Source organism: Sulfitobacter sp. M05 (assembly GCF_029285175.1).
In the GTDB taxonomy this organism is placed as follows: domain Bacteria; phylum Pseudomonadota; class Alphaproteobacteria; order Rhodobacterales; family Rhodobacteraceae; genus Sulfitobacter.
Window position 1 is genome coordinate 336,651 of the sequence record NZ_JABEDH010000001.1, and the last position, 20,428, is coordinate 357,078.

The 20,428-nt window shown below is 59.8% G+C and carries 20 protein-coding genes; 16 read left to right on the forward strand and 4 right to left on the reverse strand.

From position 1 onward, the window contains the following. Positions 1 to 74 precede the first annotated feature (74 nt). The 10 genes from HKX44_RS01640 (at position 75) to ribD (ending at position 11,244) form a co-directional block, all read left to right on the forward strand. Positions 75 to 356: a sarcosine oxidase subunit delta gene (locus HKX44_RS01640; protein ID WP_276149565.1), complete on the forward strand. Its 282-nt coding sequence runs from the start codon at positions 75 to 77 to the stop codon at positions 354 to 356. Continuing rightward, positions 353 to 3,292 (forward strand): sarcosine oxidase subunit alpha family protein, encoded by a 2,940-nt coding sequence (locus HKX44_RS01645; protein ID WP_276149566.1) that lies wholly within the window; start codon positions 353 to 355, stop codon positions 3,290 to 3,292. The genes HKX44_RS01640 and HKX44_RS01645 overlap by 4 nt, the downstream gene beginning before the upstream one ends. After that, on the forward strand, positions 3,285 to 3,827 hold the full coding sequence (locus HKX44_RS01650) for a sarcosine oxidase subunit gamma family protein (protein ID WP_276149567.1): 543 nt from the start codon (positions 3,285 to 3,287) through the stop codon (positions 3,825 to 3,827). The genes HKX44_RS01645 and HKX44_RS01650 overlap by 8 nt, the downstream gene beginning before the upstream one ends. A 38-nt stretch (positions 3,828 to 3,865) precedes the next feature. Continuing rightward, positions 3,866 to 4,174, forward strand: a complete 309-nt coding sequence (locus tag HKX44_RS01655; protein ID WP_276149568.1) for a hypothetical protein — start codon at positions 3,866 to 3,868, stop codon at positions 4,172 to 4,174. A 48-nt stretch (positions 4,175 to 4,222) separates the two neighbouring features. Beyond that, positions 4,223 to 6,190: a DNA primase gene (dnaG, locus tag HKX44_RS01660; protein WP_276149569.1), complete on the forward strand. Its 1,968-nt coding sequence runs from the start codon at positions 4,223 to 4,225 to the stop codon at positions 6,188 to 6,190. Between the two features lie 147 nt (positions 6,191 to 6,337). Further along, positions 6,338 to 8,326 (forward strand): RNA polymerase sigma factor RpoD, encoded by a 1,989-nt coding sequence (gene rpoD / locus HKX44_RS01665; protein WP_276149570.1) that lies wholly within the window; start codon positions 6,338 to 6,340, stop codon positions 8,324 to 8,326. Positions 8,327 to 8,459: 133 nt separating this feature from the next. Further along, positions 8,460 to 8,888, forward strand: a complete 429-nt coding sequence (locus HKX44_RS01670) for a hypothetical protein (RefSeq protein ID WP_276149571.1) — start codon at positions 8,460 to 8,462, stop codon at positions 8,886 to 8,888. Between the two features lie 106 nt (positions 8,889 to 8,994). Next, the gene (locus HKX44_RS01675; RefSeq protein WP_276149572.1) at positions 8,995 to 9,411 is read left to right on the forward strand and encodes a secondary thiamine-phosphate synthase enzyme YjbQ; all 417 of its coding nucleotides are present in this window, start codon (positions 8,995 to 8,997) and stop codon (positions 9,409 to 9,411) included. A gap of 265 nt (positions 9,412 to 9,676) precedes the next feature. Then, a complete protein-coding gene (gene nrdR / locus HKX44_RS01680) occupies positions 9,677 to 10,144 on the forward strand; it encodes a transcriptional regulator NrdR (RefSeq protein WP_276149573.1) in 468 nt (155 codons plus the stop codon). Between the two features lie 29 nt (positions 10,145 to 10,173). Then, positions 10,174 to 11,244: a bifunctional diaminohydroxyphosphoribosylaminopyrimidine deaminase/5-amino-6-(5-phosphoribosylamino)uracil reductase RibD gene (gene ribD / locus HKX44_RS01685; protein ID WP_276150778.1), complete on the forward strand. Its 1,071-nt coding sequence runs from the start codon at positions 10,174 to 10,176 to the stop codon at positions 11,242 to 11,244. On the opposite strand, the gene HKX44_RS01690 is transcribed toward ribD, so the two are convergent. The 3 genes from HKX44_RS01690 to HKX44_RS01700 form a co-directional block, all read right to left on the reverse strand. Beyond that, a complete protein-coding gene (locus tag HKX44_RS01690; protein ID WP_276149574.1) occupies positions 11,241 to 13,277 on the reverse strand; it encodes a capsular polysaccharide biosynthesis protein in 2,037 nt (678 codons plus the stop codon). The two genes, ribD and HKX44_RS01690, sit on opposite strands and share 4 nt — an antisense overlap. A 5-nt stretch (positions 13,278 to 13,282) precedes the next feature. Beyond that, entirely contained in the window at positions 13,283 to 14,416 is a 1,134-nt protein-coding gene (locus HKX44_RS01695; RefSeq protein WP_276149575.1) for a polysaccharide biosynthesis/export family protein, read from the reverse strand. 117 nt (positions 14,417 to 14,533) lie between these two features. Then, a complete protein-coding gene (locus tag HKX44_RS01700; protein WP_276149576.1) occupies positions 14,534 to 15,826 on the reverse strand; it encodes a capsular biosynthesis protein in 1,293 nt (430 codons plus the stop codon). 145 nt (positions 15,827 to 15,971) lie between these two features. Between HKX44_RS01700 and HKX44_RS01705 the strand changes: the two genes are divergently transcribed. The 6 genes from HKX44_RS01705 to HKX44_RS01730 all read left to right on the forward strand — a co-directional run bounded on the left by HKX44_RS01705 (position 15,972) and on the right by HKX44_RS01730 (position 19,857). Further along, complete coding sequence (locus HKX44_RS01705; RefSeq protein WP_276149577.1) at positions 15,972 to 16,559, forward strand: riboflavin synthase; 588 nt, start codon at positions 15,972 to 15,974, stop codon at positions 16,557 to 16,559. Positions 16,560 to 16,591: 32 nt separating this feature from the next. Then, positions 16,592 to 17,140, forward strand: a complete 549-nt coding sequence (locus HKX44_RS01710; protein WP_276153175.1) for a hypothetical protein — start codon at positions 16,592 to 16,594, stop codon at positions 17,138 to 17,140. Positions 17,141 to 17,331: 191 nt separating this feature from the next. Beyond that, complete coding sequence (gene ribB / locus HKX44_RS01715) at positions 17,332 to 18,453, forward strand: 3,4-dihydroxy-2-butanone-4-phosphate synthase (RefSeq protein ID WP_276149579.1); 1,122 nt, start codon at positions 17,332 to 17,334, stop codon at positions 18,451 to 18,453. Positions 18,454 to 18,456: 3 nt separating this feature from the next. After that, positions 18,457 to 19,008, forward strand: coding sequence for a 6,7-dimethyl-8-ribityllumazine synthase (locus tag HKX44_RS01720; RefSeq protein ID WP_276149580.1), 552 nt, complete (start codon positions 18,457 to 18,459; stop codon positions 19,006 to 19,008). Continuing rightward, complete coding sequence (gene nusB / locus HKX44_RS01725; RefSeq protein ID WP_276149581.1) at positions 19,005 to 19,478, forward strand: transcription antitermination factor NusB; 474 nt, start codon at positions 19,005 to 19,007, stop codon at positions 19,476 to 19,478. The genes HKX44_RS01720 and nusB overlap by 4 nt, the downstream gene beginning before the upstream one ends. A gap of 52 nt (positions 19,479 to 19,530) precedes the next feature. Next, positions 19,531 to 19,857 carry a hypothetical protein gene (locus HKX44_RS01730; protein ID WP_276149582.1) on the forward strand — a complete coding sequence of 109 codons (327 nt, stop codon included), beginning with the start codon at positions 19,531 to 19,533 and terminating at the stop codon, positions 19,855 to 19,857. 373 nt (positions 19,858 to 20,230) lie between these two features. Here the strand turns inward: HKX44_RS01730 and HKX44_RS01735 are convergent, their stop codons facing one another. Beyond that, positions 20,231 to 20,389, reverse strand: coding sequence for a hypothetical protein (locus HKX44_RS01735; protein ID WP_276149583.1), 159 nt, complete (start codon positions 20,387 to 20,389; stop codon positions 20,231 to 20,233). Positions 20,390 to 20,428: the final 39 nt, after the last annotated feature.

The following is a 20,428-nucleotide window of genomic DNA, read 5'->3' on the forward strand; positions in this document are numbered from 1 at the left end:
GGGGATGAGATGGCGGGATTGAGTTTAGAGGGCAAGATGAAGCCGGGGGGCGGTGCTGCGATGGGGGTGTTGGTGTGAGAATTGAATGTCCTTTATGTGGCGACCGCGACCGGCGGGAGTTTTATTATCAAGGTGCTGCCGTGATGTTGGCGCGTCCTGAGGCCACTGCCGGCGTTGAGGCCTGGGATGACTATCTGCATCTGCGGGAGAACCCGGCAGGGGTGACAGAGGAGCTGTGGCAGCATGAAGCGGGTTGTGCGGCATGGCTGGTGGTGCGCCGCGACACCCGCACCCACGAGATTTCCGAGGTGACGCTGGCGGCAGATGTAAAGCGCAGCATGGGAGTGGCATCATGAGGGTTGCGGGGAAGGGCCTTGTTGATCACGGCGTGCGGGTGCGGTTCCGCTTTGATGGTGTGACCTATCACGGCCACGCGGGGGATACTGTTGCGTCAGCGTTGTTGGCCAATGGTGTGAACCTGATGGGCCGGTCGTTCAAATATCACCGTCCGCGCGGCGTTCTGACCGCGGGCAGTGAAGAGCCGAATGCGCTGATTACGGTGGGGGAAGGGGCGCAGGCAGAGCCGAATTTGCGTGCCACACAGGCCGAGATTTACGAGGGAATGGTGGTGCGCAGTCAGAACGCATGGCCGTCGTTGGCGTTTGACGTGATGGCGGTGAATGATCTGGCGGCCCCTTTTCTGGGGGCGGGTTTTTACTACAAGACTTTCATGTGGCCCAAGAAATTTTGGGAAGCGATTTATGAGCCGGTGATCCGCAAGGCGGCGGGGCTGGGGGCGCTTTCGGGGCAGAGCAATACGGATACCTATGAAAAGGCCTTTGCGTTTTGTGATCTGCTGGTGATTGGTGCGGGGCCGACCGGGCTGATGGCGGCGTTGAGCGCAGCGCGCAGTGGTCTGGATGTGATCCTTGCCGATGAAGACAGTTTGATGGGCGGGCGGCTGAATAGCGAGACTGGCGCGATTGGCCATCAGCCGGGTGCGGTGTGGGCGGCGCAGGTTGTGACCGAGCTGGCCGCGATGGAAAATGTGCGGCTGATGTCGCGCACGACGGTTACTGGAGCCTATGATGGGGGCATGTACGGGGCGTTGGAACGGGTCAACCAGCATACCGGACAGCGCACAGGCGGGGCACCGCTGGAGTGTTTCTGGCGGATTTCGGCGAAACAGTCGGTTCTGGCGGCAGGGGCGATCGAACGGCCTGTGGCATTTCAGAATAACGACCGACCGGGGATCATGATGGCGGGTGCGGTGCGCAGCTATCTGAACCGCTGGGGGGTGAGTCCGGGCAAGCGGGTTGCCGTTTTTGGGAACAACGATGATGCGCAGCAAACGGCACGCGATCTGGCAAAGGCCGGTGTGCATGTAGTGGCCTTGATCGACAGCCGTGTTGATGCGGTAGTAAGGGGTGCTGAATTCCCGGTGATCACCGGCGCGCAAGTGTGTAACTCGGGTGGACGTAAGGCGCTTGAGAGCATCACGTTTCAGCGGGCGTCGGGGCAGAAGGACAGTTTGCAGGTGGATTGTTTGGCCATGTCGGGGGGGTGGAACCCGACGGTGAACCTGACCTGTCACACCGGTGGACGTCCCACGTGGCGCGAGGATATTCAGGCCTTTGTCCCGACAGCGGGGGCGGTGGCGGGCTTGCGCGCTGCCGGTGCCTGTAATGGGGTGTTTTCGACACTGGGATGTTTGCAGGATGGTGTTGCCGCGGGCAAAGCTGCGGCAAAGGCGCTGGGCAAGAAACCGGCGGATGTGGACCTGCCCGTGGCCGAGAATGCGCCTTATCGCATGAGCCCTTTGTGGGCTGTGGCGGGCAAGGGGCGGGCATGGTTGGATTTTCAGAACGATGTGTCGGTCAAGGACGTCAAACAGGCGGCGGTCGAGAATTTCAAATCTGTCGAACATATGAAGCGCTATACGACGCAGGGCATGGCAACGGATCAGGGCAAGAATTCGAACGTGGCCGCTTTGGCGATCTTGGCGGATGCCACAGGGCGCGGGATACCGGAAACCGGAACCACGACATTCCGCCCGCCATATACGCCGGTCAGTATTGCCGCGATGGGCGCGGGCAGTCAGGGGCACGGGTTTGCGCCGGAACGCTGGACCACGTCCCATCAGGCGACGGTGGAACGCGGTGCGCCGATGATCGAGGCGGGGCTTTGGTATCGGCCAAGCTATTTCCCGAAGGCGGGGGAGTCGACGTGGCGCGAAAGCTGTGATCGTGAGGTCGGGTATGTGCGCCGCGCGGTTGGGGTGTGTGATGTCTCGACGCTGGGTAAGATCGACATTCAGGGGCCAGATGCGGCGCAGCTGCTGGATTTTGTCTATACCAACATGTTTTCGACGCTGAAGGTTGGCCGCGTGCGCTATGGGCTGATGTTGCGCGAAGACGGGCATGTCATGGATGACGGCACCTGTGCGCGGCTGGGTGCGCAGCATTTTGTCATGACCACCACAACGGCGGCGGCGGGCAATGTCATGCGGCATCTAGAGTTTGTGACCCAATGTCTGCATCCGGAATGGCAGGTGTCGTTTACATCCGTAACCGAGCAATGGGCGCAGTTCGCGATTGCCGGCCCAAAGGCGCGGGAGGTGCTGAATGGGCTGTTGGACGCACCGATTGATGGCGAAAACTGGCCGTTTATGGCCTGTGGTGATGTCCGTGTTGGTGGCGTTGCGGGGCGGTTGTTCCGGATCTCGTTTTCCGGGGAACATGCCTATGAACTGGCGGTGCCCTCGCGCTATGGGGCCAGCCTGTTTGACGCATTGATCAAGGCCGCCGAAGCGCTGGGTGGCGGGCCATACGGTATGGAAGCGCTGAATGTGTTGCGGATCGAAAAAGGGTTCATCACCCATGCCGAGATTGAGGGGCGCGCAACGGCCTTTGATATCGGCATGGGGCGGATGATCTCGGCCAAGAAAGACTGTGTTGGCAAGGTCATGGCGGCGCGGGAGGGGCTGGTCGCGGAGGAGCGGCCGCAACTTGTCGGGCTGAAGCCGGTCGCGGTGGACGCAGAGTTGAGCGCTGGTGCTTTTTTGTTTGATCGCGCGGCGGATGCGGTGCGGGTGAACCATCAGGGGCATGTGTCCTCGGTCGGGTATTCGCCGGAGCTGGGCCATATGATCGGGTTGGGGTTCCTGCGGCGCGGGCCTGCGCGGTTGGGCGAGATCGTGCGCCTTGTGGATCACATGCGCGGCATTGAAACCGAAGTCGAGATCTGCAACCCGGTGTTTGTGGATGCAGCAGGGGAGCGGGTACGTGGTTGAATTGAAAGAACGAAGTGCCTGCGCCGGGCTGGTGCCCCTGCGCTTGGGCAGTGTCACGGTTGACGAGGTTGCACCGGAGCGGATGACCTCGCTTTCGGCCTATGGTGACACCGCCGCATTGTCGGCAGCGCTGGAACAGGCCCATGGGGTGAAACTGCCAGCGGCGGGGCGTAGCACTGGCAAGGGCGGTCTGCGCTGCCTGTGGTTCGGGCGTGGCGAGGTCATGTTGATCGGTGCTGAACCGGATGCGGCGCTGGCAGAGCATGCGGCACTGGTGGATCAATCCGACGCTTGGGCGGTGGTCAGTATCAGCGGTGCGGGCGTAGAGGATGTGTTGGCGCGGCTGGTGCCGCTGGACCTGCGGGCGGGCAGTTTCAAACGCGGCCATACGGCGCGCAGTCAGCTGGGGCATATGAACGCCTCAATCACACGGACCGGGCCGGATGGGTTTCAGGTTATGGTGTTCCGTTCGATGGCCGGCACCTTATTGCACGATTTGAAACAGGCTATGGCGGCGGTGGCGTCACGGGGGTAACCTTTGGCGCAATCGAATCTGACAGGATGGTTTCAAGTATGACACGTGTATTGGTTCTGGCTGCTGTTGCGGCGGCATCGTTTTCCCTGCCGGTTTGGGCGCAGGACGCCGCCAAGGTTGAAAGCTGTGGCCATCAGGCCAGCGTTGTGGCAGCGATCCAGCAGGCGCGGCTGGACCGTGTGAAGGAACGTAAGGTGCAGGCGCATGTGCTTGAAAACGCCACATGGCCCGAGAATTTCAACACCGCCATCCCGTTGTTGACCCCATGGGTTTACGAGATGAAAATGCGCGACATCCGTAAAAAGAACCTTGCCGAGGCTTGGACGGAGCTGTGCTTGCAGCAATAAGCGGCGCGCCATATGGACTTCGACGCACGCCGTCCGATATAAAGACGCATGAGCCTTCCACCCGGATTTTTAGACGAATTACGCACAAGGTCGAGCCTGTCACAGGTGGTCGGGCGTAAAGTCACGTGGGATCCACGCAAGTCCAATCAGGGCAAGGGCGATATGTGGGCCCCATGCCCGTTTCATCAAGAAAAATCTGCCAGTTTCCATGTCGATGACCGTAAGGGATTCTATTACTGCTTTGGCTGCCACGCCAAGGGTGATGCGATTTCATTCGTGCGTGAGACGGAGAATGTCGGCTTTATGGAAGCTGTGGAGATTTTGGCGCGCGAGGCGGGGATGCCTGTGCCGAAACAGGACCCGCAGGCGCAGGCAAAAGCCGACAAACGGACCGAGCTGGCCGATGTGATGGAGCTGGCGGTGCGGTGGTTCCGTTTGCAGTTAAAGACCAACGCAGGCGCGGATGCGCGGGCCTATCTGACAAAGCGCGGTTTGGATGACGCAGCACTTGAACGATGGGAAATCGGATTTGCGCCAGACACATGGCAGGGGCTGTGGGACGCGCTGAAGGGCAAGGACATTGACGACAAGCTGATCCTCGGTGCGGGGCTGGGCAAGCCGTCGACCAGAGGCGGCAAACCTTATGATACGTTTCGCGGTCGGATCATGTTTCCCATTCGCGATGCAAGGGGGCGGGCGATTGCCTTTGGCGGGCGTGCGATGGACCCGAACGACAACGCAAAATATTTGAATTCTCCCGAGACAGAGTTGTTTGACAAGGGGCGCAGTCTTTACAATGTGAAGGAGGCCCGCACTGCGGCGGGCAAGGGGCAGCCCTTGCTGGTGGCCGAGGGCTATATGGACGTGATTGCGCTGCAACAGGCCGGATTTGAGGCGGCGGTGGCCCCTCTGGGTACGGCCATCACGGAAAACCAGCTGGCCATGCTGTGGCGGATTGATCCCGAGCCGGTGATCACGCTGGACGGTGATACGGCGGGACAACGCGCGGCGTTGCGGTTGATTGATCTGGCATTGCCTTTGATCGAGGCGGGCAAATCTCTGCGCTTTGCGATGATGCCGGAAGGGCAGGACCCGGATGATCTGTTGAAATCTGCTGGCAAGGGGGCGTTTCAAAAGCTGATCGACGGGGCGGTGCCGATGGTACAGCTGCTGTGGCAGCGCGAGACCGAGGGCAAGGTGTTTGACAGCCCCGAACGCAAGGCCGCACTGGACAAGGCGTTGCGCGAAAAGATCAAACTTATTCAAGACCCGTCGATCCGCAGCCATTATGGGCAGGAAATCAAAGACCTGCGCTGGAAGCTGTTCCGTCCGCAAACCGGTGGACGGACGGCCGTGGCGCGCGGCAACAGCGGGAAATGGGGCAAGGAGCCGCCCTATAAGGCCAGCCATACGGCAAAGTCCTCCATATTGGTGGCGGGCGCGGATGCAGGCATGACCGAGTACCTGCGCGAGGCGGTGATCTTGGCCGCACTGACCACCAATCCGCAGATTATCGAGGAGTTTGAAAGCGGGTTGGAGGGGATGACCTGTGTCGACCAGACACATCGAAGGTTGCGCGATGTGATGCTGCGTCATGCTCATGCCGGCCCGGAGATGTTGCGCGAAAAGATTTACGGCGCACTGGGAAGCGATGCCCTTGAAAATCTGGTCTCGCAGCGCCACGTAGCCATTACACCCTGCATCCGGAACCCTGGCGACGCCGAGATGGCCAGCCTGACGGTTGCCGAAGAACTGGCGAAGCTTGAAGCGGCCCGCGGGTTGAACGCCGAGATCGCCGAAGCGGTCGAAGACCTGAACGGGGTTGCGGACGAGGGGGTGACGTGGCGGTTGTCAGAGGCGGCACGTGCGGCCAATGAGGCCAGCCGTGCAGCGCATGGGGAATCGGTAGAATATCTGGTGGGCGACAATGGGGCCCATATTGATAAAGACGAACGTAGCGCATTGGATTCGTTGATTGAAAAGATCAATTTGAGCAAATCCAAGGACGATGGTTGAAGGACAAAGGGAGCCGAAAGTGATCTTTTGGCAGGCACTTTAGGAAAAAGCAGGATATCGGGTTTAAGAATCACGCCGAAACCCGCATGATTCGTCGAAAACGAATCACAGCCCACCGATTCGCGCGTTTGCGCTGGAAGGACTTACATGGCCGCGAAAGACACCAACGAAGACACTAAGCGCGAAGAAGGCGACAACGGCCACTCTTTGGATATGAGCCAGGCCGCCGTCAAAAAGATGATCTCGGAGGCGCGCGAGAAGGGTTACATCACCTATGGTCAGTTGAACACGGTGCTGCCCCCTGATCAGGTTGGATCTGAGCAAATCGAAGACGTGATGTCGATGCTGTCCGAAATGGGCATTAACATCATCGAAGACGAGGACGCCGAGGAAGAGGAAGCCAAAGGCGGCACCGAACTGGCGACCACGGATGGTCCGAAGGAAGTTGCGCTGTCCGCGGGCACCTCGGAGAAGCTGGACCGCACGGATGATCCGGTACGGATGTACCTGCGTGAAATGGGCTCGGTCGAGCTGCTGTCGCGTGAAGGTGAGATTGCGATTGCCAAGCGTATCGAGGCTGGCCGCAACACCATGATCGCGGGCCTGTGCGAAAGCCCGTTGACCTTCCAGGCGATTACCATCTGGCGCGACGAACTTTTGTCCGAAGATATTCTGCTGCGCGATGTGATTGACCTTGAGGCGACCTTTGGTGACCAGATGGGCGAAGACGGTGAAACCACGCCGGTTGTGCCGGCAGTCGGGGGCGTGAGCGAAACCAAGAGCGAAGAGCAGAAACAGGAACTCGACGCTGACGGCAACCCGATCACCACAGACGATGACGATGACGATGATGACGAACAGGCCAACATGTCGCTGGCCGCGATGGAAGCTGCGCTGAAGCCGCAGGTTCTGGAAGCGCTGGACATCATCGCTGACGATTACGCCAAGCTGAGCGAAATGCAGGACAGCCGGATTTCCGCGACGTTGAATGAAGACAATTCATTCACCAAAAAGCAGGAAGACAAATACCAGAAACTGCGTGCCGAGATTGTGTTGCTGGTCAACGAATTGCACCTGCACAACAATCGTATCGAAGCTTTGATTGACCAGCTTTACGGCATCAACCGCCGGATCATGCAGATCGACTCTTCTATGGTCAAACTCGCGGATCAGGCGCGCATCAACCGCAAGGAATTTGTCGACTCCTATCGCGGCTACGAGCTTGATCCCAACTGGATGGAGCGGATGGCCGAAAAGCCGGGGCGTGGCTGGGCCATGTTCATCGAAAAATCTACTGACAAAGTGGAAGCTCTGCGCGCGGATATGGCGCAGGTCGGCCAATATGTCGGTCTGGACATCCCTGAGTTCCGACGCATCGTACAGCAGGTTCAGAAGGGCGAGAAAGAAGCCCGTCAGGCCAAGAAAGAGATGGTCGAGGCGAACCTGCGTCTGGTTATCTCGATTGCCAAAAAATACACCAACCGCGGATTGCAGTTCCTTGATCTTATTCAAGAAGGGAACATCGGCCTGATGAAAGCCGTTGATAAGTTCGAATACCGTCGGGGGTATAAATTCTCGACCTATGCGACATGGTGGATCCGTCAGGCGATCACCCGTTCGATTGCCGATCAGGCGCGTACGATCCGTATTCCGGTTCATATGATCGAAACCATCAACAAGCTGGTGCGCACGGGCCGCCAGATGCTGCACGAGATTGGCCGCGAGCCGACGCCGGAAGAATTGGCCGAAAAGTTGCAGATGCCTTTGGAAAAGGTCCGCAAGGTGATGAAAATCGCCAAGGAGCCTATTTCACTGGAAACTCCGATTGGCGACGAGGAAGACAGCCAGCTGGGCGATTTCATCGAGGACAAGAATGCCGTGCTGCCTTTGGACAGCGCCATTCAGGAAAACCTCAAGGAAACCACCACGCGTGTTTTGGCCTCGCTTACGCCGCGTGAGGAACGTGTGCTGCGTATGCGTTTCGGCATCGGTATGAACACCGATCACACATTGGAAGAAGTCGGCCAGCAGTTCAGCGTAACGCGCGAACGTATTCGCCAGATCGAAGCCAAAGCGTTGCGCAAGCTCAAGCACCCAAGCCGGTCGCGCAAGCTGCGTTCGTTCCTCGATCAGTGATCTGATTGTTGCTGCAATAATATCAGGGCTGTCCGAAGGGGCGGCCCTTTTTCGTTTGCCGCGCACGGGCTCGTGATTTTACCCTGCGGTTGAAACGCTTTAGTTTGGTATTCAAATTCCCGGAGGACTCCCCATGCGACGTTTATGCCTTTCCCTGATATGTGCGGCCCTGCCGCTGCCGGCACTGGCGCAATCCTATCTTGCGGTGAACCGATTGACTGTTGTGCCGGTCAGCGCAACCGCTTTCGAGGTGATCGAGGGCCGTGGAGAAGGCGCGCGCGGCATGTGGTGTGCGGCGGCCGATTACGTGCTGAACGGACAGCGGCAGGCCAGCAACCAGCGGCTGTATGTCCAAACCCCGCGTGGCCCCTCTGTCACGGTGGCGGGACGCAAGGGTGCGGTGTTCACTTTGGATGCGGGTTCCTTGCCGGATGGTCCGAAACGATCCTTTTCGGTCACTGTTTCTACCGCCGGTGTGGGGTTGCCGTTGGCCCATGCCATACAGTTTTGCAAGGATTATCAGATCGAATTGCAGGACATCCTCTTGCGCCGCGTCGATTGATACAGCGGCCCACGTGCAGCCCCATAAGCAGAGGTGATGCTGTAGGCTTTGGGGTGGTATCTGGCTTTGGGTTGCACCCCTTTGTGCGGGGGTGCAGATTGGCCTGATGCAAACCAGTTTCCAGATCGCGACCCGCGCACAAGGGTTATATGAATTCACCGGGGATGTGGCCGGTTGGTTGGCGGGGCAGGGCGACGGTCTGCTGACGTTGATGGTGCGTCACACGTCGGCATCACTGTTGATTCAGGAAAATGCTGACCCCGAAGTGCAGGTTGATCTGCTGGCCTATTTCCAGCGGTTGGTGCCGCCGACAACGGACCCCGCCATGCGCTATCTGACCCACACCTATGAGGGGCCGGACGATATGCCCGGGCATATCAAGGCGGCGATGCTGCCGGTCAGCCTGTCGATCCCTGTGATGCAAGGCCAGATGCGTTTGGGACGTTGGCAGGGGATATTCCTGTTTGAACACCGGGATGCGCCGCACACCCGCAGTGTTGCCGCCCATTTCGCTGCGGATTAAAGTGTCCGGTCTTTAACCTGAGCCATCATATATCGCTTTTCGCGTTCGACCAAAGGGAGAGGCAGCGAAAGCGATTCATGTTTATGGCGGAACGCTCTAATTGCAGGCTGGCGCGGTGGCGTTGCCGACAAGACTCAGCGCCACCCCCAAGATATTGCGGGACAATTCGCCCCTACCCAAAACCTCGCGGCTCCCCTATACCTATAGGTAAATGGGGGACACACCCCACAAGTGCGGTTGAAAAGAGAGAAAAGGGGGACGGCCCATGCGCTGCCCGTTTTGCGGAAATATTGACACTCAGGTAAAAGACAGCCGTCCGGCCGAGGATCATGTGTCGATCAGGCGCAGACGTTTTTGCCCTGCCTGTGGCGGTCGGTTTACAACTTACGAGCGGGTTCAGCTGCGCGATCTGGTGGTGATCAAGACCTCCGGCAAACGCGAAGATTTCGACCGTGATAAACTGGAGCGTTCGATCCGTATCTCGATGCAGAAACGTCCGATCGACCCCGAACGTATCGACCAGATGATCAGTGGCATCGTGCGCCGGCTGGAAAGCATGGGCGAGACCGACATCGGATCGAAGCAGATTGGCGAGATCGTGATGGAGGCACTGGCGCGGATTGATACCGTTGCCTATGTGCGTTTTGCCAGTGTTTACAAGAACTTCCAGGCGGCGGATGATTTTGACAAATTCGTTCAGGAACTGCGCCCCGATCAACCGTCAGACGATTGACCCAGCCGGCATTGAATGATGCCCGCTTTATGGGGCTGGCGCTAAGCTTGGGGCGTCGGGGGATGGGCCGGGTCTGGCCCAACCCTGCGGTTGGCTGTGTTATCGTTAAAGCGGGACGTATTATCGGACGGGGCTGGACCAAGGACGGCGGCAGGCCCCACGCCGAAACCGAAGCGCTTGCACAGGCCGGTGAGGCGGCGCGCGGGGCCACGACCTATGTTACTCTGGAACCCTGTGCCCATCACGGCAAGACGCCGCCCTGCGCTGATGCGCTGATTGGCGCGGGTGTTGCGCGGGTGGTTGTGGCCATGGCCGACAGTGATACGCGGGTGGATGGTAAGGGCATTGCAATGCTGCGCGCTGCCGGCATTGCGGTTGATCTGGGCGAGGGGGCCGAAGCCGCCGCGCGGGATCACGCGGGGTTCTTTTCCCGCATTGAACTTGGCCGGCCATTTCTGACGCTGAAACTTGCCAATTCCTTTGACGGGCGGATTGCCACGGGTACCGGCGAAAGCCAGTGGATCACCGGCCCGCAAGCGCGCCGTGTCGTCCATGCCATGCGCAGCCGCCATGATGCGGTGATGATCGGCGGCGGCACGGCCCGCAAGGATGATCCCAGCCTGACCGTGCGCGATCTGGGTATCTCCAACCAGCCCGCCCGGGTTGTGGTGTCGCGCAGGCTTGATTTACCTTTGATGGGGCAGCTGGCGCGCACCGCCAAAGACGTGCCGCTGATCCTTTGTCACGGGACCGACGCGGATGCCATGCTGGTGCAGACCTGGCGTGATCTGGGGGCGGTGATGTTGCCCTGCCGCAGTGCGGGCGCACAGTTGGACCCCGCTGATGTCATGCAGCAGCTGGGCACGCATGGGCTGACCCGGGTGTTTTGCGAAGGCGGCGGTGCTTTGGCGGCCTCACTGCTTGAGGCGGATCTGGTGGATGATCTGGTGGGCTTTACCGCAGGTCTGGTGATCGGTGCGGAGGGGCTGCCGGGGATTGGCGCGATGGGCGTTGCACGGCTGTCGGAGGCCCCGCGTTTCGTGCTGCAATCCTCCCATAAGGTGGGTGCTGATGTCATGCAGGTCTGGACCCGCTCTTAACGTCGCCACAGATGCGTCTGTGTGGCAAACACTCCCTGAAGCTTGGACAGTAGCCGGTTTGCCGCTCCGGGGCGCGGCACTGTGCCTGTCGCCAGACGGTCAACGATCACTTCGACAGGGCAGGGCAGCCCGCTGACCGGATCGCGGTAGCGCGGATAATCAATCAGCGCGGCATGAACCAGCCCCTCAAGGGACGGCTGGGCGCGGCGGCGCGGGGGCACATCGCCTTTGTCCGTGGTCAACCCCCAACCCGCGTAAAACGGCGCGCCCACTGTGGTGACAGGCAGGCCGCGCAGCAAGGCTTCAAAGCCCAACAGGGATGTCATTGTCCAAACCGCGTCAACATGGGCCAGCAGGGCAATCGGATCGGCATTGTCTAGCACGATGTCGGCCAGCCCTTCAGCATCGGTGGCCCCGATGCGCAGGCCGGCTTCGACGTCGGGATGTGGCTTATAAAGGATTACAGCATCGGGATGGGCGGCGCGGACCGTTTCCAGCAGTGCGCGGTTGGTTTGGATCAGGTCAGTGCCGGTGCGGATCGACGCGTCATCCTCGACCTGTCCGGGCACGAGGATACGGAGACCCTGCCGCAGGCCGGTAAGGTCGGTTTTCCGGGCGGTAAGGTTGTATTTACCCAAGCCCTCCGAGGTCAGCCGTTCGATCAGACGGCGCGCGCGGGTCTGTTGATCTGTGCGCAGGTTGGCGCGTTTTTCAATCCATTTCTCAAGCCGGCTTGGGCGCGTCGGGTCATAGTAGATACCCAGATCGTCACAGACCAGCGACAGGGGCGGGACGAGTTCCGCCCCCAGGCCTTTGGAGCGCAGAAACCCGTCTTCCACTGAAACAGCATCCGCGTGGCCGACCTGTGCCTTGCCGGCCCAGACCATCCAGGGGGTGCCGGATTGGCGGACCTTGGCGGGATTGTCCTGAAAGGTCACGGGTTTATATTGGCCAAAGAACCCTTGCAAGGGTTTGCGTTTCCACATGCGCATGGCAGAGGCGGTCCAGCCGGCGCGGTCTTCGCGCCAGCTGCGGGTCTGGGCGGCCAGTGCTTCGATGGCGCCTTCCAATGTGCCGAGGCGGTCGTGAAACGGGTCGTACCATTTCGGATAGAGGATCATGGCGGCAGCAAAGAGTTGCGGCCGTGTCAGGCTGCGCTGGCGGCGCGGGACCGGGAATTCATCTGTCGTGAGGCCCCATCCTGCATAGAACGGCTGGCCAAAGACGCGGGGTTTGTGACCGGCGAAAATCGCCTCGAACCCCATTTGCGAGGACACGGTATAGACCCCCACGGCCCCCTCAAACAATTTCCACGGGCTGATCTGATCCGCCAGCAGGGTAATGCGGTCATTGGCATCTTCGGGTGTGAAATAGCCTTTGCGATGGCCGGCGATGGTGTCGGGGTGGGTTTTGATGATGACGCGTGCGCCGGGGTGTTCCTCCTGCGCAAAGACCAGCATCTCCTGAAACCGGGCACGATCCGCGCCGCAAGCGGTTACGGAGGCGTCGCCGAAGGTTTGGTCGATGACCAGCACATACCCCGGATCCGGGGCAGAGCCTGCCACATCGAAACCGGTATATTTGGTAAGATGGTCCTCGGTTAGCCTGGCGATGGCGCTGCGGGCGCGGTTCAGCAGCGCAGTGTCGTCAAGTGGATGGCTGGCCAGCAGCTCTTCCAGCTCGGACGGGGTTGTTGGATCGAAATGCGCGGCCTTGCTGTCGATCATCAAACCAAGGGGGGGGGCGCCGGTGCGCCCTGAATGCAGGGAGCGCAGCAAGGCATCTTCGACACGGACCACGGGGGCTTTGTATTTTGCGGCCACCCGCAACCCGCGATGCGCGGTCGGGGAGTTGCCCCAGACCGCCACGCTGTCCCCGTCGCGGGGCAGGCCAAGGTGCAGGGAATATCCCGACAATTGCAGAATGCGGCGCACCCGCCGCTGGGTCAGGAAACCGCCGTTATAGACAAAAAGCCGCCGGTCCTTTGCAGGGCCGGCGGCGGGTGTGTCATATACCTCGGGCCCGAAAGCCACGCGGATTAGCCGCCCGTCAGGGTTGTCAGACCGGCAGCAGAGGTTGCCGTGCCGGTGATCGCGGAAATCACCTTGTTCCACTGGGTGAAGGGGGCTTCAGTGACATAAAGCGTGTCGCCGTCGCGGATCACAAAGTCGCGGGCCATGAACATGCCGTTGGGTTTGGTGAGGTCCAGCACGTAGACCATGCGTTGTGCGCCAACCAGATCATCACGACCCAGAACCTGTGCCGCAACTTCGGCGGGTTCGTTGCGGAAAATGAAGACCCCTGTCGGGTCTGCGGTGGCAGCGTTCAAGCCGCCAACCTGTGCGATGCCTTCAAGGGCCGAGAGGGTTTGCGATTCAAACGGCACCTGAGCCTGACCGCCCGTCGCACCCAGAGCGGTGAAGGAACGGCTGTCTTCCTCGACCAGAATCCGGTCACCGGCGCGCAGGGCGATGTCCAGTTCGGGATGGTCATACAGGTCTTCGAACCAGATCTTACCGCGCTGCTTGCCGCGGATCACGGTCACCTGTGCGATGGCGGGTTCGATCGTCACACCGCCGGCGCGTGCCAGCATGGTGCCCAATGTGCGGGTGGGCCGTTCAATCGGATAAACGCCCTGTGCGCCGATAGAGCCGATGAGGGATACCGTTGAACCGTCACCTGCGGCGCGGCGCACTTCGACCTGCGGGTCGGGGGTTTGTTCGCCCAGCTTGTTGGTGATGATGCGGCGGATGGCGTCGGGCGTGTTACCTGCGGCCTTAATCCGGCCAGCGTAGGGAATAAAGATGAAGCCTGCGCCGTCGACCTGAACCTCTTCCAGCAGCGCGGCGGGGGTACCTTCGACACCCAACAGCGGATCGTCGACGTTTTCATAGACGGTAATGCCCAGCACATCACCCGCGCGGATCGTATCCGAGCCCAGCCGTGCCGCCTTGGTGAAGGAGTCCGAGAACCCCAATGCAGGAACCACAGCCGTGGCGCGGGTCACGCGGTCATTGACCGAGACGACAAATGAATCGCCGTCCTTTTGGACCGACCCGGCATAGATTTGACGTTTGTTCGGGCCGACCTGCGGCAAACCACATGACCCAAGAACGGCCAAGGCCGCAACGGTTGCGATGGGGCGCGCCCACCGGGAAAATACGGATTTCACTGCGCGGTCTCCTCGACCTATTCAATTCTGCCTCGAAATTCGCCGATTGTTTCGACGTAATTGCGCCCACGCTACCCCCAGCGGGTTTTGAAAATCCAGTATGCATAAGCCTTTAGGTCAGGTGACAAGGCGCAACTGTTGCCGTGGGGCCGCGGTGCCTGATTGCAGCGCCTCATAGGGATCTTCCGCTGACAGCATCATATCAACCACCTGACGCAGCAATTGGCGGCGACCACGGGCGGAATAAAATCCGCCGGGAACTTGTGAAGTTTCAAGAAGATAGCGCCGATAGTCCTTGTAGGCCCTGTTGTCAGGGCGCGAGGCACCGGCGAAGAACTCTGCCAGAGGTTGATCGGACACGAATTCGGGTTTTGCATAGACCGCACGCCCAAACACTTTGAGTGGTATGCCGCGCCAAAGCACCTGTTGTCCGGCGGTAGAGTTGACCGTGACGGCGGTGCGGGCGTCATTCAGGAGCTGGGCCAGCTTGCCGCCACGCACAAAATGCACGCGATTTGCAATGCCAAGTTTGGCAGCCAGACGTTTGACATCGCGGCGCACTGGCACGCGGCCATCCTCCAGCGGGTGGGCCTTGATCACAAGGTGGTGGTGTTTGGGGGCACCTTCGGCAAAGCCTTTGATCACCAGTTCAAGGAAATCGGCCGTTGTGTTGAAGGGCGAGTGTTCCTGAAAAGAGCTGTCATGCTCAAGTTGCAGCAGGGCCAGATGATAGGGAAATCCACCCAACCGGATGCGCATGGTGGCCAGCAGGCGATCCGCCGCCAGCAGCGGCATCAGCAACAGGCGTTTGACGTAGAGGCCGAATTCTGTGGTGACAGGCAGGCTGCGGTGTGGGCGGAAGTTGCGGTAAGCGCCGTTCCGGAACATGACAAACCAATGATACAGTGCTCCGTAAAAGATGTGTTGGCGCATGTCGCCCCAATGGCCCGGCGGCAGGGGGGCTTCCATGTCGGATTGCGCCAGCGCGGTCTGCATCTGGGGGATGGTCATCTCCATCAGGCGGGAATTGCCGTTCGATCCGCCGCGTTCATAGCTGACCCAATAGGGGCGCATATAGCCTTCTTCAAAGACATGGACCGTGATGCCGCGCCGTTTGGCTTCGGCGACGGCGCTGGCGTGAATGGGACGGGTATCGCCGTAAAGCACAATGTCGGTGACGGATTTTTCGGTCAGCAGGCTGGCAAAGGTATCGTCCCATTCTGCCGCTGTGCCGTTAAAGGGGATATAGCTGGCCGGATGGAACCAGAAGGCCCGGTCGCCGGCGTTAAAGCCGACACGCCACACATCCGCCCCTGCCAGCCGCAGCATCTTGCCCAGCCGGTTAAAGAAAGGTCCATGGGGCCCTTGCAGGAAGAGGAAGACCCGTGTGTCGGGCGCGCGGGCGGTCATGAAAGCCTCTTTTATAGACGTTTTATCAAATTCTACATGGAATTGGGGCGAAAATATGGCAACGGCCATGCCCAACCCCGACGCTCCCTTGTCAGCATAGCCTACGGGCGATACGTCAAGGGAAAGTTAATGAGAAAGGGCCGCCATGTTCACCGGAATTATCACTGATGTTGGGACCATTGCTGCGTTGCAACAAGATGGTGATCTGCGGGCGCGGATCACCACCGGATATGACACCACGGGCATTGATATGGGGGCCTCTATCGCCAGTGACGGGGTTTGTCTGACGGTCGTGGGCCTGGGGCCGGATTGGTACGAGGTGCAGATCAGCGCCGAAACCGTCGATAAGACCAACCTTGGCAACTGGACCCAGGGCCGGCGCGTAAACCTTGAGCGGGCGTTGAAGGTTGGCGATGAATTGGGCGGACATATCGTGTCTGGCCATGTGGATGGTGTGGCCGAGGTGGTCGCGATGGCGGAGGAGGGCGACAGCACCCGCGTGACCCTGCGCGCGCCAAAAGAGCTGGCACGGTTCATTGCGCCGAAAGGCTCGGTTGCGTTGAACGGGACATCGTTGACGGTGAATGAAGTGAACGGGTGCGATTTCGGCATCAATTTCATCCCTCATACCAAAGAAGTGACCACATGGGGTGATGTTCAGGTCGGGGACCGGATCAATCTGGAGATTGACACATTGGCCCGCTATGTGGCCCGTCTGGCAGAGATGTCGTGACGCCGGGTATCGGACATAATCGGGGGCCGAACATGGCGCGGGGCGGCAAGTTTCGCGCGTTTCAATGGCAAAAGGCGCGGGATGCGGCGATGCCCAAGGCGGTGCCCCTGATGGTGGTCAAAATGCATGTGGCACGGGCGCGGGCCCTTGGGCTGGATTACCCGACCTATGCGGCAGTGCGCAAAGCCACGGGGCGTGACATTATGGGGCTGTTGTTTTCCTCGAATGCGCTGCGGGTTGTGCGGGCCGAAGCACCGGCAATGCCGGTGGAGCATGACGCAGTGTTGCAGGCGGTGCAGGGCGCGCGCAAGCTGGCGCTGGTACATGCGCCGTTAAGTGCCGAAAAGGTGGCGGGGGCGAATGCAGTGCTTGACCATGTGGGTATGGCCCCGAAGTTCACCGACAGCTGGGCCGAAATGCGCGATCATCTCGGCGCGGTGATCACTGGCCAGCGTTTATGCCGGGATCAGGTACTGATTGTGGGTGATACTGGTTTCGAACGGGACTGGAGTACGGCGGCGCAGGCCGCGGGGTATCTTGAAGCGACACGGTATTTTGCTGCGGGCGAAGGCCGGGTTTAGCGGCCCATGTTGGGGGTGAACGCTGCTGGCGGAATATGTTGCGGCGGGCGGGATTGAGTTTAAGGGCAAGATGAAGCGGGCTGTGGGCGGGCGCGAAAGGGCGACGTGGCGGTGTTCTGACAGCGGTGGTGCGGCTCTGGTCAAAAAAGATGCGCTGCGCTATCAGCGGGGCAAAGACGCGAGGAATTGTCATGAACTTTGAAACACCTGGGCCCGTAGAAGAGGGGCTGGCAGCGGCCATCTCTCCGATCCAAGAGATTATCGAAGAAGCGCGGGCAGGCCGGATGTTCATTCTGGTCGACCATGAGGACCGCGAGAACGAGGGGGATCTGGTTATCCCTGCGCAGTTTGCCGATGCCGAAGCGATCAATTTTATGGCGACCCACGGGCGCGGGTTGATCTGTTTGCCGATGACCGCGGAGCGGATTGGCACATTGGAATTGCCGATGATGGCGATGAACAATTCTTCGCGTCACGAGACCGCCTTTACGGTCAGCATCGAGGCCCGCGAGGGTGTCACTACGGGTATTTCCGCCGCGGACCGGGCGTTGACCGTGGCGGTTGCCATCAACGAAGACAATGGTGCGGCGGATATTGCCACACCGGGACATGTGTTCCCATTGCGCGCGCGCGATGGCGGGGTGTTGGTGCGTGCCGGCCATACCGAGGCGGCGGTGGACATCAGCCGCCTGGCCGGGCTGCACCCGTCAGGTGTGATTTGTGAGATCATGAAAGAAGACGGCACCATGGCGCGTCTGCCGGATCTGGTGGCATTCGGCGCGGCACATGGGTTGAAAATCGGTACGATCAGCGATCTGATTGCCTATCGTCACACCCATGACAACCTGTTGGTCGAACGTGACCGGCGCGAAGTCACCTCGGCTTATGGCGGCGCATGGCAGATGCGGGTGTTTGCCGATCAGATTACCGGCACCGATCATGTGGTCTTGTCCAAGGGGGATATTTCCAGCGAGGCGCCGGTTCTCGTGCGCACCCATGCGATCAACGCGCTTGAGGATATTCTGGGGCTTGGCCCAAGTCCGGCAGATGAGCTGCCCCGCGCGATGCAGATCATTGCGGAGGAAGGACGGGGGGCGGTTTTGCTGTTCCGTGATCCCTATCCAAAGCTGCGTCTTGATGATGAGGACGAGGCACCGCGCACAGTCAAGAACACCGGTCTGGGGGCGCAAATCCTGTCGACGTTGGGGTTGAAAAAGCTGGTGCTTCTGACCGACAATCCCGAAACGCGGTATCTGGGGCTGGACGCCTATCATATTGAAATCGTGGGTACGCGCCCGATTGCGGAAGGATAATACATGGCATCCTCGGAAGAACACACCGTCCTTGCACGGCCCGAATTTGATAAACCCGTGAAGGTGTTGATCGTGGTGTCGCCCTATTACAGTGATATTGCCCATGGGTTGCTGAGCGGTGCCAAGGCCGAGCTGACCGCCGCAGGGGCGGAGTTTGACGTGGTGGAAATGCCGGGCGCGCTGGAAATTCCGACGGCCATCGGCATCAGCGACCGGCGCAGTAATTTTGACGGATATGTTGCATTGGGCTGCGTCATTCGTGGGGAGACCACGCATTATGAAACCGTCTGCAATGACAGCAGCCGTGCGCTGCAATTGCTTGGCTTGCAGGGGCTGTGCATCGGCAATGGCATCCTGACCGTCGAGAACAAGGCACAGGCAGAGGTGCGTGCCGACCCTGAGGGGCAGAACAAGGGCGGCGGCGCGGCAGCGGCGGCCTTGCATCTGATCGCACTGGCCCGTAAGTGGGCGCACACCAGCAAGGGTATCGGATTCAAGCCACGGGGCGAGGATACGCTGATGGCTGGCGACACAGATGGAAGTAATATCGCATGACGACTGGCCTGTCGGGAAATCAGAAACGCAAGATGAAGTCCGCCGCGCGGCTTTATGCCGTGCAGGCGTTGTTCCAGATGGAGCATTCGTCGCTGACGGTTGAAAAGGTGCGGCTGGAATTTCTGGATTACCGTTTTGGGGCGACACTGGATGGAGTGGAATTGCAGGATGGCGACATCACGCACTTCACGCAAGTCCTTGAAGATGCCGTGAATTACCAAGCCCCGATTGACCAGATGACGGATCGCGGGTTGGTGGCGAAATGGGCAATCGCGCGGATTGATCCGACATTGCGCGCCTTGTTCCGCGCCGCGGGTGCCGAATTGCGTGACACCGGCACCCCGCCGAAGGTGGTGATTTCGGAGTATGTTGACATCGCACGGGCGTTTTTCCCAGAGGGGAAGGAGCCGAGTTTCGTCAACGCTGTGCTGGATCATATGGCCCGGGAGGCCCGTCCCGAGGCGTTTTGACCCGTTTTGAAAGCCGGTTCATTTAGGCTATCCTTGAGAAAAGGAGACGCCCATGCCTGTGATTTTCCGATTCTATATCAAACACTGTCTGATCGGTTTTGCCCTGTCGGCGGTTTTTATCGCCGGCTTGATGTGGCTGAATGTCGCGAACCTGTGGCATCTGATAAGCACTTCTGACATTGGGCTGATGGCACTTGTGGTCTTTTGGGTGTTGAACGGGATTGTGTTTGCCGGGGTGCAAAACGGCGTGGCAATAATGTTGATGGCCGAGGATGACACCACAGACGACGGGCCAAAAGGGGGATCGCCCATTGGGGTGATGCCACAGCCATTGCCAGTAGAGGCTGAGGCGGGCAGGTCGCGTAGTCCATTGTCATAAGCTGAGGTGGATGTGACGGGACCACCATTGCCGGTCAGTTTTTTATTCCCGGGGACCTGTATGTACAGGTGGGCGCCAGATAAACGAACCAGGGCTCGAACAGAGCCAGCTCCCTAGGATTTGCTTAAGGCCACTGGAATGTAACGTCTCACGAACAGGGCAGAACCCGTCACCGCTCATAGGTAGGGCGCGGGCGGGGTCTGTGCAAGGGCGCTGACGGGGTTATTTGCCCCGCCTGCATTCTTCGATCTGGGGTCAGGACTCGTTAATCCTGTATCGTCAGCGGCAATTTCACGAAATTTCAATGGTTTGGGCCGCGCGGTCAATAGTGGTTCTATTTGCAAGCGGTCCAAGACGCTGAAATGAAGTGAAATTACTGCCCTGCGGGTTTGCCGGATTTTGCCGCTTCCCATTGCCCGGCAGGGTCATCCAAAGGATGATCCCGAGAGGGGGCGTTACATCTACTTGAAATAGAACCACCACTGCCCGACAGGGCATTGCGCAGCAATGTCCCGAATGGGGTTTCCTGCACAGATGTTCCTTGTTAGCGAAAAAATCAGGCAAACTGACG

Coding starts and splice junctions, on each gene's coding strand:
- HKX44_RS01645 (WP_276149566.1), top strand. CDS start 353: ATGAGGGTTGCGGGGAAGGGCCTTGTTGATCACGGCGTGCGGGTGCGG.
- HKX44_RS01655 (WP_276149568.1), top strand. CDS start 3,866: ATGACACGTGTATTGGTTCTGGCTGCTGTTGCGGCGGCATCGTTTTCC.
- dnaG (WP_276149569.1), top strand. CDS start 4,223: ATGAGCCTTCCACCCGGATTTTTAGACGAATTACGCACAAGGTCGAGC.
- rpoD (WP_276149570.1), top strand. CDS start 6,338: ATGGCCGCGAAAGACACCAACGAAGACACTAAGCGCGAAGAAGGCGAC.
- HKX44_RS01670 (WP_276149571.1), top strand. CDS start 8,460: ATGCGACGTTTATGCCTTTCCCTGATATGTGCGGCCCTGCCGCTGCCG.
- HKX44_RS01675 (WP_276149572.1), top strand. CDS start 8,995: ATGCAAACCAGTTTCCAGATCGCGACCCGCGCACAAGGGTTATATGAA.
- nrdR (WP_276149573.1), top strand. CDS start 9,677: ATGCGCTGCCCGTTTTGCGGAAATATTGACACTCAGGTAAAAGACAGC.
- ribD (WP_276150778.1), top strand. CDS start 10,174: ATGGGGCTGGCGCTAAGCTTGGGGCGTCGGGGGATGGGCCGGGTCTGG.
- HKX44_RS01700 (WP_276149576.1), bottom strand. CDS start 15,826: ATGACCGCCCGCGCGCCCGACACACGGGTCTTCCTCTTCCTGCAAGGG.
- HKX44_RS01705 (WP_276149577.1), top strand. CDS start 15,972: ATGTTCACCGGAATTATCACTGATGTTGGGACCATTGCTGCGTTGCAA.
- HKX44_RS01710 (WP_276153175.1), top strand. CDS start 16,592: ATGGCGCGGGGCGGCAAGTTTCGCGCGTTTCAATGGCAAAAGGCGCGG.
- ribB (WP_276149579.1), top strand. CDS start 17,332: ATGAACTTTGAAACACCTGGGCCCGTAGAAGAGGGGCTGGCAGCGGCC.
- HKX44_RS01720 (WP_276149580.1), top strand. CDS start 18,457: ATGGCATCCTCGGAAGAACACACCGTCCTTGCACGGCCCGAATTTGAT.
- nusB (WP_276149581.1), top strand. CDS start 19,005: ATGACGACTGGCCTGTCGGGAAATCAGAAACGCAAGATGAAGTCCGCC.
- HKX44_RS01730 (WP_276149582.1), top strand. CDS start 19,531: ATGCCTGTGATTTTCCGATTCTATATCAAACACTGTCTGATCGGTTTT.